The organism is Ferrimonas balearica DSM 9799 (assembly GCF_000148645.1).
GTDB classification, from domain to species: Bacteria; Pseudomonadota; Gammaproteobacteria; order Enterobacterales; family Shewanellaceae; genus Ferrimonas; species Ferrimonas balearica.
In genome coordinates, this window is the sequence record NC_014541.1 from 276,706 (window position 1) to 290,417 (window position 13,712).

At 56.5% G+C, this 13,712-nt stretch carries 8 protein-coding genes; all 8 read left to right on the forward strand.

Features of this window, described 5'->3' with window-relative positions:
• Position 1: 1 nt before the first annotated feature.
• The 8 genes from rplA (at position 2) to fusA (ending at position 13,704) form a co-directional block, all read left to right on the forward strand.
• Entirely contained in the window at positions 2-703 is a 702-nt protein-coding gene (rplA, locus tag FBAL_RS01310; protein ID WP_013343768.1) for a 50S ribosomal protein L1, read from the forward strand.
• Positions 704-944: 241 nt separating this feature from the next.
• Complete coding sequence (gene rplJ, locus FBAL_RS01315) at positions 945-1,448, forward strand: 50S ribosomal protein L10 (protein ID WP_013343769.1); 504 nt, start codon at positions 945-947, stop codon at positions 1,446-1,448.
• 48 nt (positions 1,449-1,496) lie between these two features.
• Positions 1,497-1,865, forward strand: coding sequence for a 50S ribosomal protein L7/L12 (gene rplL, locus FBAL_RS01320; protein ID WP_013343770.1), 369 nt, complete (start codon positions 1,497-1,499; stop codon positions 1,863-1,865).
• Positions 1,866-2,086: 221 nt separating this feature from the next.
• Complete coding sequence (rpoB, locus tag FBAL_RS01325; protein WP_013343771.1) at positions 2,087-6,112, forward strand: DNA-directed RNA polymerase subunit beta; 4,026 nt, start codon at positions 2,087-2,089, stop codon at positions 6,110-6,112.
• Between the two features lie 90 nt (positions 6,113-6,202).
• A complete protein-coding gene (gene rpoC, locus FBAL_RS01330; RefSeq protein ID WP_013343772.1) occupies positions 6,203-10,411 on the forward strand; it encodes a DNA-directed RNA polymerase subunit beta' in 4,209 nt (1,402 codons plus the stop codon).
• Positions 10,412-10,601: 190 nt separating this feature from the next.
• Complete coding sequence (gene rpsL / locus FBAL_RS01335) at positions 10,602-10,976, forward strand: 30S ribosomal protein S12 (RefSeq protein WP_013343773.1); 375 nt, start codon at positions 10,602-10,604, stop codon at positions 10,974-10,976.
• Between the two features lie 79 nt (positions 10,977-11,055).
• A complete protein-coding gene (gene rpsG / locus FBAL_RS01340; RefSeq protein ID WP_013343774.1) occupies positions 11,056-11,526 on the forward strand; it encodes a 30S ribosomal protein S7 in 471 nt (156 codons plus the stop codon).
• A 78-nt stretch (positions 11,527-11,604) separates the two neighbouring features.
• Positions 11,605-13,704 carry an elongation factor G gene (gene fusA / locus FBAL_RS01345; RefSeq protein WP_013343775.1) on the forward strand — a complete coding sequence of 700 codons (2,100 nt, stop codon included), beginning with the start codon at positions 11,605-11,607 and terminating at the stop codon, positions 13,702-13,704.
• The last annotated feature ends 8 nt before the right edge of the window (positions 13,705-13,712 follow it).

Below are 13,712 nucleotides of genomic sequence, written 5' to 3' on the forward strand. Positions count from 1 at the left end.
GATGGCTAAGATCTCTAAGCGCATGCGCGTAATCCGCGAGAAAGTTGACGCTACTCGTGAGTACGACATCAACGAAGCTGTTGCTCTGCTGAAAGAACTGGCTACCGCCAAGTTCGTTGAGAGCGTAGACGTTGCTGTAAACCTGGGCATCGATGCTCGTAAATCCGACCAGAACGTACGTGGCGCCACTGTGCTGCCGCACGGTACTGGCCGCGATGTACGCGTAGCCGTGTTCACCCAAGGCGCCAACGCCGATGCCGCCAAAGAAGCTGGTGCTGACCTGGTAGGTATGGACGAGCTGGCCGCTCAGGTTAAAGCTGGCGAGATGAACTTCGACGTAGTTATCGCTTCTCCGGATGCGATGCGCGTTGTTGGTCAGCTGGGTCAGATCCTGGGTCCGCGTGGCCTGATGCCGAACCCGAAGACCGGTACCGTAACCCCGAACGTTGCTGAAGCGGTTAAGAACGCTAAAGCCGGTCAGGTTCGCTACCGTAACGACAAGAACGGTATCATCCACACCACCATCGGTAAGGTTGACTTTGACGCTGCCAAGCTGAAAGAAAACCTGGAATCCCTGCTGGTAGCGCTGAAGAAGGCCAAGCCTGCTTCTGCCAAAGGTACTTTCGTTAAGAAAGTAACCATCTCTACCACCATGGGTGCTGGTGTTGCGGTTGACCAGGCGACTCTGGAAGCGCAAGCCTAATTTGCAGGGCGCGCGATTTACTGTATAATTTCGCGCCCTGAGGTCGGAGTCCGGACATCGTCCGGGCTTTCGTCCAAGACCGCAGGTGAAGCCCCGGCTTCTTAATTTCCTGCGTAGACGGTGATGGACCTGAAGAAGATTTTTAATCTTCTGGAACTCCCCGCCGTATGGAATCCCCCAGTTCTCTGGGGTTGTTAAGTTTCTAGGCGTAAGCCTAGGTGGAATCCAGGAGTGAAGCCCAATGGCAATGAACCTCGAAGGCAAGAAAGCAATTGTTGCTGAGGTCAATGAAGCTGCCAAAGGTGCTCTGTCTGCTGTGGTCGCCGACTGTCGTGGCGTTACCGTAGGCAAGATGACCTCTCTGCGTAAGCAAGCTCGTGAAGCTGGTGTGGTTATGCGCGTTGTGCGTAACACTCTGGCCAAGCGCGCTGTTGAAGGTACCTCTTACGAGTGCCTGAGCGACGCATTTGTAGGTCCGACCCTGATCGCTTTCTCTATCGAGCACCCCGGTGCTGCGGCGCGTCTGTTCAAAGACTTCGCCAAAGAAGAGCAAGCTTTTGAGGTTAAAGCACTGGCGTACGAAGGGGAGCTTATCCCTGCCGAGCAGATTGACCGTCTGGCTAAGCTGCCGACCTACGACGAAGCGATTGCACAGTTGATGATGACCATGAAGGAAGCATCTGCTGGCAAGCTGGTTCGTACTCTGGCTGCTCTGCGCGACCAAAAAGAAGAGCAAGCTGCCTAATTTTGTTGGCCGCTTAACCTTTTACAGTAATTTTTAGGATTGTTAGTAATGTCTATCACCAAAGACCAAATCATCGAAGCCGTTGCAGCCATGTCTGTAATGGAAGTTGTTGAACTGATCGAAGCTATGGAAGAGAAGTTCGGTGTTTCTGCTGCTGCTGCTGTTGTAGCTGGTGGCGCCGGCGACGCAGCCGCTGCTGAAGAGAAGACCGAGTTCGACGTAATCCTGGCCGAAGCTGGTTCCAACAAAGTTGGCGCTATTAAAGCAGTTCGCGGCGCAACTGGCCTGGGTCTGAAAGAAGCTAAAGCTCTGGTAGAATCTGCTCCGGCAGCTATCAAAGAAGGCATCTCTAAAGAAGAAGCCGAAGCTCTGAAGAAAGACCTGGAAGAAGCCGGCTGTAAAGTTGAGCTCAAGTAAGCTATCTTCTAGCTTATTGACCTGAGCAATCAGGTTGGGCTGGTGGTTATTTGACCACCGGCCCTTTTGCGCTATGAGCGCTTGCAAACCCGAATGGGGTTTGCCTCCCCCTCTTGGAACGCGGGCCTGGCAGAGATTATTGGTTAGGTTCTTGCGCATTTAGGACGAAATGCCTCGCGACGAGCGCATTTTGGGTCTTCAATCACGAGCAGAGGAACCACATGGTTTACTCCGATTTCGAGAAAAAACGCATCCGCAAGGATTTTGGTAAGCGTCCCAAGGTACTGGACGTTCCTTACCTGCTTTCAATCCAGCTGGACTCGTTCCAAAACTTCCTCGAGCAAGATCCTGACGGCGAGCGCGGCCTGGAAGCGGCCTTCCGCAGCGTCTTCCCGATCAAAAGCTTCTCCGGTTACTCCGAACTGCAGTACGTCAGCTACAAGCTGGGCGAGCCGGTATTTGACGTTAAAGAGTGTCAAATCCGCGGTGTAACCTATTCCGCTCCCCTGCGTGTAAAACTGCGCCTTGTCCTGATGGACAAAGAGGCCGGTGGTGCCGTTAAGGACATCAAGGAGCAGGAAGTTTACATGGGCGATATCCCGCTCATGACCGAGAACGGTACCTTTGTGATCAACGGTACCGAGCGTGTGATCGTATCCCAGCTGCACCGCAGCCCGGGTGTGTTCTTCGATCACGACAAAGGTAAGACCCACTCCTCCGGTAAGGTGCTCTACAACGCGCGGGTTATCCCGTACCGTGGCTCCTGGCTGGACTTCGAATTCGATCCGAAAGACAACCTGTTCGTTCGTATCGACCGTCGCCGCAAACTGCCGGCTTCCATCATCCTGCGCGCTCTGGGTTACAGCACCCAGGAGATCCTGGATCTGTTCTTCGAGAAGGTTCAGTTCTCTCTGAAGAAAGACAAGCTGGTGATGGACCTGGTGCCGGACCGTCTGCGTGGTGAAACCGCGCTGTTCGACATCAAGGACAACAACGGCGATCTGATCGTGGAGAAGGGCCGTCGTGTGACTGCTCGCCACATCCGTCAGCTGGAAAAAGGCGACGTTAAACAGCTTGAAGTGGCCGTTGAGTACCTGGTTGGCAAAGTGGCCGCTCAGGACTACATCGACGACGCCACCGGTGAAGTTGTGGTTCACGCTAACCAGGAACTGTCCCTGGAAGACGTGGCCAAGCTGTCCCAAGCTGGCATCAAGTCTTTCGAGACTCTCTACACCAACGACCTGGATCATGGTCCGTACATCTCCACCACCCTGCAGGTCGATAACACTTCCGACCGTATGGAAGCGCTGGTTGAGATCTACCGCATGATGCGCCCGGGCGAGCCGCCGACCCGCGAAGCCGCCGAAGCGCTGTTTGAGAACCTGTTCTTCTCTGAAGACCGCTACGACCTGTCCACCGTGGGCCGGATGAAGTTCAACCGTCGTCTGGGCCGTGATGAGTCCACCGGCGTTGGCATCCTGACCAAGGAAGACATCGTTGACGTAATGCGTAAGATCATCGAGATCCGCAACGGCAACGACGAAGTGGACGACATCGACCACCTGGGTAACCGTCGTATCCGCTCCGTGGGCGAGATGGCAGAGAACCAGTTCCGCGTCGGTCTGGTACGTGTTGAGCGTGCCGTACGTGAGCGTCTGTCTCTGGGTGATCTGGATGCCCTGATGCCTCAGGACCTGATCAACGCCAAGCCGATCTCCGCAGCGGTGAAAGAGTTCTTTGGCTCTTCCCAGCTGTCTCAGTTTATGGATCAGAACAACCCGCTGTCCGAAGTGACTCACAAGCGCCGTATCTCCGCGCTGGGTCCGGGCGGTCTGACCCGTGAGCGTGCTGGCTTTGAGGTTCGAGACGTACACGTGACCCACTACGGTCGTCTGTGTCCGATTGAGACCCCTGAAGGTCCGAACATTGGTCTGATCAACTCCCTGTCCACCTTTGCTCGTACCAACGAGTACGGCTTCCTGGAAACCCCGTTCCGTCGCGTAATCGACGGCAAGGTGACCGAAGAGGTGGAATATCTGTCTGCGATCGAAGAGGGTAACTTTGTTATCGCTCAGGCGAACGCACAGCTGGACGATGACGGCAACCTGACCGACGAACTGGTTGCGGCCCGTCAGAAAGGTGAATCCATCTTCGCCAGCGCTGACCAGGTAGACTTCATGGACGTTTCTCCGCAGCAGATCATCTCTGTGGCGGCGTCTCTGATCCCGTTCCTCGAGCACGACGATGCTAACCGCGCCTTGATGGGTGCGAACATGCAGCGTCAGGCCGTTCCGACCCTGAAGGCTGACAAGCCTCTGGTAGGTACCGGCATTGAGCGCGCTGTGGCCGTTGACTCCGGTGTAACCGTAGTGGCTAAGCGTGGCGGTGTGGTTGATTACGTGGATGCGTCCCGCATCGTGATCAAGGTGTCTGAAGATGAGCTGATGGCCGGTGAAGCCGGTATCGACATCTACAACCTGACCAAATACACCCGTTCTAACCAGAACACCTGCATCAACCAGCGTCCGGTATGTGCCGTTGGTGAGCCGGTAACCCGTGGTGACGTACTGGCCGATGGCCCGTCCACCGACCTGGGTGACCTGGCCCTGGGTCAGAACCTGCGCGTCGCGTTCATGACCTGGAACGGTTACAACTTTGAGGATTCCATCCTGCTGTCCGAGCGCGTGGTTCAGGAAGATCGCCTGACCACCATCCACATCCAGGAACTGTCCTGTATCGCTCGTGACACCAAGCTGGGTCCGGAAGAGATCACCGCAGACATCCCGAACGTGGGCGAGTCCGCTCTGTCCAAGCTGGACGAGTCCGGTATCGTTTACGTGGGTGCCGAGATGAAGCCGGGCGACATCCTGGTGGGTAAGGTAACTCCGAAAGGCGAAACCCAGCTCACTCCGGAAGAGAAGCTGCTGCGCGCCATCTTTGGTGAGAAGGCGTCCGACGTTAAGGACTCCTCTCTGCGCGTTCCGAACGGCGTTTACGGCACCGTTATCGACGTACAGGTCTTTACCCGCGATGGCGTGGAGAAAGACAAGCGTGCTGTCGACATCGAGAACATGCAGCTGCGTGATGCCAAGAAGGACCTGACTGAAGAGTTCAGCATCCTGGAAAACGGCATCTACAACCGTGCTCGCACCCTGCTTCTGGGCGCTGGCTTCAGCGAAGCTCAGCTGGACAAGCTGTCTCGTGACAAGTGGCTGGAACAGCCGCTGGACGACGAAGGCAAGCAGACCGAGCTGGAGCAGCTGGCTGACCAGTACGAAGAGCTGAAAGCCGAATTCGACAAGAAGTTCGAGATCAAGCGTCGCAAGATCACTCAAGGCGATGACCTGGCCCCGGGCGTACTGAAGATCGTTAAGGTTTACCTGGCGGTTAAGCGTCGCATTCAGCCGGGCGATAAGATGGCCGGTCGTCACGGTAACAAAGGTGTAATTTCCACCATTGTTCCGGTTGAGGACATGCCGCACGACGAAAACGGCGTGCCGGTGGACATCGTTCTGAACCCGCTGGGTGTACCGTCCCGTATGAACATCGGTCAGATCCTGGAAGTTCACCTGGGTATGGCTGCTAAGGGCATCGGTGACAAGATCAACGGCATGCTGGAGCAGCAGCGCAAGGTTGAGGAACTGCGTGAGTTCATGCAGAAAGCCTACGACCTGGGCAACACCCAGCAGAAAGTGGATCTGGCGACCTTCTCTGACGCTGAAGTTCTGCGTCTGGCCGACAACCTGAAAGGCGGTCTGCCGGTAGCCACCCCGGCGTTCGACGGTGCGGCTGAAGCAGAAATCAAAGAGATGCTGCGTCTGGCCGAGCTGCCGGATTCCGGTCAGTTCACCCTGTACGATGGCCGTACTGGTAACGCTTTCGAGCGTCCGGTAACCGTTGGCTACATGTACATGCTGAAACTGAACCACCTGGTTGACGACAAGATGCACGCCCGTTCCACCGGTTCTTACAGCCTGGTTACCCAGCAGCCGCTGGGTGGTAAGGCTCAGTTCGGTGGTCAGCGTTTCGGTGAGATGGAAGTGTGGGCCCTGCAGGCCTACGGTGCAGCCTACACCCTGCAGGAGATGCTCACCGTCAAGTCCGATGACGTCAACGGCCGTACCCAGATGTACAAGAACATCGTGGACGGTAACTACCAGATGCAACCTGGCATGCCTGAATCCTTCAACGTGGTACTCAAAGAGATCCGTTCTCTGGGTATCAACATCGAGTTGGATCAGGAATAAGCCGTCCGCTGCCTAGGCAGCCTGGTATCGGTCGAGTGCCCCGCTTACGGGCGGGGCATACGGGTTAAAACCTCCATTTAGGAGATGATCGTGAAAGACTTACTTCAGTTTCTTAAGAAACAGAATGCGTCCGAAGAATTTAACGGCATCAAGATCGGCCTCGCGTCGCCGGACATGATCCGTAGCTGGTCTTTCGGTGAAGTAAAGAAGCCGGAAACCATCAACTACCGTACCTTCAAGCCGGAGCGTGACGGTCTGTTCTGTGCCCGTATCTTTGGTCCGGTAAAGGACTATGAGTGTCTGTGTGGCAAGTACAAGCGTCTGAAGCACCGCGGTGTGATTTGTGAGAAGTGTGGCGTTGAAGTGACCCAAACCAAAGTGCGTCGTGAGCGCATGGGTCACATCGAGCTGGCTTCTCCGGTGGCGCACATCTGGTTCCTGAAGTCCCTGCCGTCCCGTATTGGTCTGTTGCTGGACATGACCCTGCGTGACATCGAGCGGGTGCTGTACTTCGAAAGCTACGTGGTTATCGAGCCGGGCATGACCGCCCTGGAGCGTGGCCAGATGCTGACCGAAGAGGAGTATCTGGATGCCCTGGAAGAGCATGGTGACGAGTTCGACGCCCGTATGGGTGCCGAGGCCGTTCAGCAGCTGCTCAAGGACATCGATCTGGAAAGCGAAATCGCCGTTATGCGCGAAGAGCTGCCCCAGACCAACTCCGAAACCAAGCGTAAGAAGCTGACCAAGCGTCTGAAGCTGATGGAAGCCTTCTACAACTCTGGCAACAAGCCGGAGTGGATGATCATGGGCGTTCTGCCGGTTCTGCCGCCGGATCTGCGTCCGCTGGTACCGCTCGACGGTGGCCGCTTCGCGACCTCCGATCTGAACGATCTGTACCGCCGCGTGATCAACCGTAACAACCGTCTGAAGCGTCTGCTGGACCTGGCTGCCCCGGACATCATCGTGCGCAATGAAAAGCGCATGCTGCAAGAGTCCGTGGACGCCCTGCTGGACAACGGCCGTCGTGGTCGTGCCATCACCGGTTCCAACCGCCGTCCGCTGAAGTCTCTGGCTGACATGATCAAGGGTAAGCAAGGTCGCTTCCGTCAGAACCTGCTGGGTAAGCGCGTGGACTACTCCGGTCGTTCCGTAATTACCGTGGGTCCGACCCTGCGCCTGCACCAGTGTGGTCTGCCGAAGAAGATGGCTCTGGAGCTGTTCAAGCCCTTCATCTACGGCAAGCTGGAAGCCCGTGGCCTGGCCACCACCATCAAAGCCGCCAAGAAAATGGTGGAGCGTGAAGTGGCTGAGGTATGGGACGTTCTGGATGAAGTTATCCGCGAACACCCGGTACTGCTGAACCGTGCACCGACCCTTCACCGTCTGGGTATCCAGGCGTTCGAACCGGTGCTGATCGAAGGTAAAGCGATTCAGCTGCACCCGCTGGTGTGTGCGGCCTACAACGCTGACTTCGATGGTGACCAGATGGCGGTACACGTACCGCTGACCCTGGAAGCCCAGCTGGAAGCCCGCGCCCTGATGATGTCCACCAACAACATCCTGTCGCCCGCTTCTGGTGATCCGATCATCGTACCGTCTCAGGACGTGGTACTGGGTCTGTACTACATGACCCGTGAAAAGGTGAACGGCAAAGGCGAAGGCATGGTGCTCTCCTCCGTAGAAGAAGCGGAGAAGGTATACCGCGCCGGTCTGGTGGACCTGCACGCTCGCGTTAAGGTTCGCATCACCGACAGCTACAAGACCGAAGAGGGTGAGATCGTCGAAGAGCGTAAGATCATCGACACCACCATCGGTCGTGCCATCCTGTCCATGATCCTGCCGAAGGGCCTGCCTTTCGCGCTGATCAACCAGGACATGGGCAAGAAGCCGATCTCCGCCGTACTGAACAGCTGCTACCGTATCCTCGGTCTGAAATCCACCGTGATTTTTGCTGACCAGCTGATGTACACCGGTTTCCACTTCGCCACCGTTTCCGGTACCTCCGTAGGTATCAACGACATGGTGATCCCGGATGCCAAGAAAGAGATCGTTGCCTCTGCCGAAGAGGAAGTGGCTGAGATCTCCGAGCAGTTCCAGGCCGGTCTTGTGACCGCCGGTGAGCGCTACAACAAAGTGATCGACATCTGGGCCAGCGCCAACGAGAAAGTCTCCAAGGCGATGATGGAAAACCTCAAAACCGACACCGTGATCAACCGTGACGGCGCTGAGGAAGAGCAGAAGTCCTTTAACAGCATCTTTATGATGGCGGACTCCGGCGCTCGTGGTAGTGCCGCTCAGATCCGTCAGCTGGCTGGTATGCGTGGCCTGATGGCCAAGCCGGATGGCTCCATTATCGAAACCCCGATTGTGGCGAACTTCCGTGAAGGTCTGAACGTACAGCAGTACTTCATCTCCACCCACGGTGCTCGTAAGGGTCTGGCGGATACCGCACTGAAGACCGCGAACTCCGGTTACCTGACCCGTCGTCTGGTAGACGTATCCCAGGATCTGGTGATCGTTGAGCAAGACTGTGGTTCCGTGGAAGGCATCTCCGTTAAGCCGCTGATTGAAGGCGGTGACGTGGTTGAGCCGCTGCGCGAGCGCGTACTGGGCCGTGTGGTTGCTCAGGACGTCATCAAGCCGGGTACCGAAGACGAAGTGCTGATCCCGCGTAACACCCTGCTCGACGAGAAGTGGTGTGACCTGATTGAAGCGCACTCCGTGGACGAAATCCTGGTTCGCTCCGTGATCACCTGTCAGACCGACTTTGGTGTGTGTGCTCACTGTTACGGCCGCGATCTGGCCCGTGGTCACCTGGTGGCCGAGGGTGAAGCGATTGGTGTTGTTGCTGCTCAGTCCATTGGTGAGCCGGGTACCCAGCTGACCATGCGTACGTTCCACATCGGTGGTGCGGCATCTCGTGCCTCTGCCGAGAGCAACGTACAGGTGAAGAACAGCGGTATCCTGAAGCTGCAGAACGCCAAGTACGTGACCAACGCCGACGGCAAGATCGTTGTGACCTCCCGTTCTACCGAACTGGCGGTTATTGACGACCTGGGTCGCGAGAAGGAGCGTTACAAGCTGCCTTACGGTGCTGTTCTGGACAAGAGCGAAGGCGCTGCGGTTGCCGCTGGCGACATCGTTGCCAACTGGGACCCGCACACTCACCCGATCATCACCGAGGTGGAAGGTCGCATTCAGTTCGTTGACATGGTCGAAGGCGTTACCATGACCAAGCAGACTGACGAACTGACCGGTCTGTCCAGCATCGTGATCCTCGACGTTGCCCAGCGTACCAGCGCGGGTAAAGAGATGCGTCCGATGGTGAAACTGATCGACGAGTCCGGCAACGACATCCTGATCCCGGGCACCGAAGTGCCGGCCCAGTACTTCCTGGGTGGTCACGCCATTGTGAGCATCGACGACGGTACCATGGTACGCGTGGGTGACGCTCTGGCCCGTATTCCGCAGGAATCCGGCGGTACCAAGGATATTACCGGTGGTCTGCCGCGCGTGGCCGACCTGTTTGAAGCCCGTAAGCCGAAAGAACCGGCTATCCTGGCTGAAATCACCGGTACCATCTCCTTCGGTAAAGAGACCAAAGGTAAGCGTCGCCTGGTGATCACTCCGCACGACGGCGGTCAGCCGTACGAGGAGATGATTCCGAAGTGGCGTAACCTGAACGTGTTCGAAGGTGAAAAGGTTGAACGTGGCGAAGTGATCGCTGACGGTCCGGAAGCTCCGCACGACATTCTGCGTCTGCGCGGCATCCACGCTGTAGCGAACTACATCGTTAACGAAGTTCAGGACGTATACCGTCTGCAGGGTGTGAAGATTAACGATAAGCACATCGAGGTGGTGATCCGCCAGATGCTGCGTAAGTGCATCATCCTCAACGGTGGTGATTCCGAGTTCCTGGCTGGCGAGCAGGTGGAAGTGGCCCGTGTACATCAGGCCAACCGTCTGCTGGAAGAGCAGGGCAAGCAGCCGGCGACTTACGAGCGCGAACTGCTGGGTATCACCAAGGCGTCTCTGGCGACCGAGTCCTTCATCTCTGCGGCCTCCTTCCAGGAGACCACCCGCGTACTGACCGACGCTGCCACCTACGGCAAGCGCGACGATCTGCGCGGTCTGAAAGAGAACGTGACCGTTGGTCGCCTGATCCCGGCTGGTACCGGTTACGCGTACCACCGCAGCCGTCAGCAGCAGGCCCAGGAAGCCGCCCCCGCGGTGACCGCTTCCGAAGCCGAGCAGAACCTGGCGGACCTGCTGAACGCCGCAGGCCCGAACGACCAGTAATCGATTAGGATTACCGCACACAAGGGGCGTCAATCGACGCCCCTTTTTTTGTTCGACAAGAAAGCGGGCTACTGGCTTGGCTAAATCTTGACACCCACTACTTAGGTGCTTAAAATTTCGCGTCCCCTCGATACGGGGATCGATTTTTCGCACCTGAAACTGAGTAGTTGAAGCTAATCAGGAGATTTGAATGGCTACTGTTAACCAGCTGGTACGTAAGCCGCGTAAGGACAAGGTTAAAAAAACCAACGTTCCTGCGCTGGAAGCGTGCCCTCAAAAACGTGGTGTTTGCACTCGCGTATACACCACCACCCCGAAGAAGCCGAACTCTGCACTGCGTAAAGTGTGCCGTGTTCGTCTGACCAACGGTTTTGAAGTTACCTCCTACATTGGTGGTGAAGGTCACAACCTGCAGGAGCACTCCGTAGTGCTGATCCGCGGCGGTCGTGTAAAAGACTTGCCGGGTGTTCGCTACCACACTGTTCGTGGTGCCCTGGATACCGCCGGTGTGAACGACCGTCGTCAAGGTCGTTCCAAGTACGGCGCTAAGCGTCCTAAGTCTTAATGGTTCTCCGTTAAGTAAGGCCAAGCACTTAAATCGTTCATCCTGTTTTGGATAAACCTGAAGAAATCGGAGTATTCCCATGCCAAGACGTCGCGTCGTAGGTCAACGTAAAATTCTGCCGGATCCGAAGTTCGGATCTGAGCTTCTGGCAAAGTTCGTCAACGTAGTAATGCTGGACGGTAAAAAGTCCACTGCTGAAAAGATCATCTACGGTGGTCTGGCCGCTGCTTCTGAGAAAGCAGGCAAATCTGAGTTGGAAATCTTTGAAACTGCACTGGACAACATCCGTCCGACCGTGGAAGTGAAGTCCCGCCGTGTTGGTGGTTCTACCTACCAGGTTCCGGTTGAAGTTCGTCCGGTTCGTCGTAACACTCTGGCCATGCGCTGGTTGGTGGAAGCGGCTCGTAAGCGTAGCGAAAAATCGATGGCTCTGCGCCTGGCAGGTGAACTGCTGGATGCAAGCGAAAACAAAGGTTCCGCGGTTAAGAAACGTGAAGACGTTCACCGTATGGCCGAAGCGAACAAAGCGTTCGCTCATTACCGCTGGTAATGTCCCCGGCGCAGCACTTCGGTGCTGCGCCACTTATTGTAAAAGCTGGTGCCACGGCGCCAGTAAGAGGATTGTATTGTGGCTCGTACGACCCCGATTGAACGTTATCGTAACATCGGAATCTGTGCTCACGTAGACGCTGGCAAGACCACCACTACTGAGCGCGTTCTGTTCTACACCGGCTTGTCTCACAAGATCGGTGAGGTTCATGACGGTGCCGCGACCATGGATTGGATGGAGCAGGAGCAGGAGCGTGGTATCACCATCACCTCTGCTGCGACCACCACCTTCTGGCGGGGGATGGAAGCGCAATTCCCCGAGCACCGCATCAACATCATCGACACCCCCGGACACGTGGACTTTACCATTGAGGTAGAGCGTTCCCTGCGTGTACTGGATGGCGCTGTCGTGGTGTTCTGTGGCTCGTCCGGTGTGGAACCTCAGTCTGAGACCGTTTGGCGTCAGGCTGACAAGTACCACGTACCGCGCCTCGTGTTCGTCAACAAGATGGACCGTGCCGGTGCGAACTTTGACCGTGTTGTAGAGCAGATCCGCAACCGTCTGGGCGCCACTTGCGTGCCAATCCAAATGAACGTCGGTGCCGAGGATGAGTTCAAAGGCGTCATTGACCTGATCAAGATGAAATACATCAGCTGGAATGAAGCTGATCAGGGCATGAGCTTTGACTACCTGGATATCCCCGCTGAGCTGGCCGATAAGGCCGCCGAGATGCGTGAATATCTGGTTGAGTCCGCTGCGGAAGCATCCGAAGAGCTGATGGACAAGTACCTCGAAGGCGAGGAACTGTCCGAAGAAGAGATCAAGAAGGCTCTTCGTCAGCGCACCCTGAACAACGAGATTGTTCTGGCCACCTGTGGCTCTGCCTTTAAGAACAAAGGCGTGCAGGCGGTATTGGATGCCGTAGTGGAATTCCTGCCGGCCCCGGTAGATGTTCCCGCCATTAAAGGCGTGGACATGGACGACAACGAGGTTTCTCGTGAGTCCGACGATAACGCGCCCTTTGCTGCGCTGGCGTTTAAGATCGCCACCGACCCCTTTGTGGGCACTCTGACCTTTATGCGGGTTTACTCCGGCGTTGCCAACACTGGCGATGCGGTATTTAACTCCGTAAAACAGAAGCGCGAACGTCTGGGCCGTATGGTTCAGATGCACGCCAATGATCGTAAAGAGATCAAGGAAGTGCGCGCCGGTGACATCGCCGCAGCGATTGGCCTGAAAGACGTCACCACTGGTGACACCCTGTGCGACCAGGACCACAAAGTGGTACTGGAGCGCATGGAGTTCCCCGAGCCGGTTATTCAGATCGCGGTTGAGCCGCGCACGAAGGCCGACCAGGAGAAGATGGGCATTGCCCTGGGCAAACTGGCCGCGGAAGATCCGTCTTTCCGCGTGGAGACCGATGACGAATCCGGCCAGACCCTCATCTCCGGTATGGGTGAACTGCACCTGGATATCATCGTCGACCGCATGAAGCGCGAATTCAGCGTTGAGTGCAACGTCGGTAAGCCCCAGGTAGCGTACCGCGAGACCATCCGCTCCGCTGTGGAAGTGGAAGGGAAGTTCGTACGCCAGTCCGGCGGTCGTGGTCAGTTTGGTCATGTATGGCTGAAACTGGAGCCCCGCGAAGCCGGTGCCGGCTACGAATTCGTCAACGAAGTGGTTGGCGGCGTGGTGCCAAAGGAATATATTCCTGCTGTAGATAAAGGTATCCAGGAACAGATGGCTCAAGGTGTCCTCGCAGGCTTCCCTGTGCTGGACGTAAAAGTTACTCTGTTCGATGGTTCATACCACGATGTGGACTCCAACGAGATGGCGTTTAAGATCGCCGGCTCCATGGGCTTCCGTAAAGGCGCACTGGCTGCAAACCCGGTACTGCTGGAACCCATGATGAAAGTGGAGATCACCACTCCTGAGGATTGGATGGGCGACGTGGTTGGCGATGTTAACCGCCGTCGCGGCATCATCGAAGGTATGGACGATGGAGCTGCCGGTTTGAAGATCGTGCGTGCTAGGGTGCCGCTGGCTGAAATGTTCGGCTACGCCACCGACCTGCGTTCTGCGACTCAAGGTCGTGCTTCCTACTCCATGGAGTTTAGCGAGTACGCCGAAGCCCCGCAGAACGTAGCGCAAGCGGTTATCGAAGCGCGCGGATACTAATGCCTGAA

Excerpts from the sequence above, each read along its gene's own strand:
- rplA (WP_013343768.1), top strand. The coding sequence starts at position 2 with ATGGCTAAGATCTCTAAGCGCATGCGCGTAATCCGCGAGAAAGTTGAC.
- rplJ (WP_013343769.1), top strand. The coding sequence starts at position 945 with ATGGCAATGAACCTCGAAGGCAAGAAAGCAATTGTTGCTGAGGTCAAT.
- rplL (WP_013343770.1), top strand. The coding sequence starts at position 1,497 with ATGTCTATCACCAAAGACCAAATCATCGAAGCCGTTGCAGCCATGTCT.
- rpoB (WP_013343771.1), top strand. The coding sequence starts at position 2,087 with ATGGTTTACTCCGATTTCGAGAAAAAACGCATCCGCAAGGATTTTGGT.
- rpsL (WP_013343773.1), top strand. The coding sequence starts at position 10,602 with ATGGCTACTGTTAACCAGCTGGTACGTAAGCCGCGTAAGGACAAGGTT.
- rpsG (WP_013343774.1), top strand. The coding sequence starts at position 11,056 with ATGCCAAGACGTCGCGTCGTAGGTCAACGTAAAATTCTGCCGGATCCG.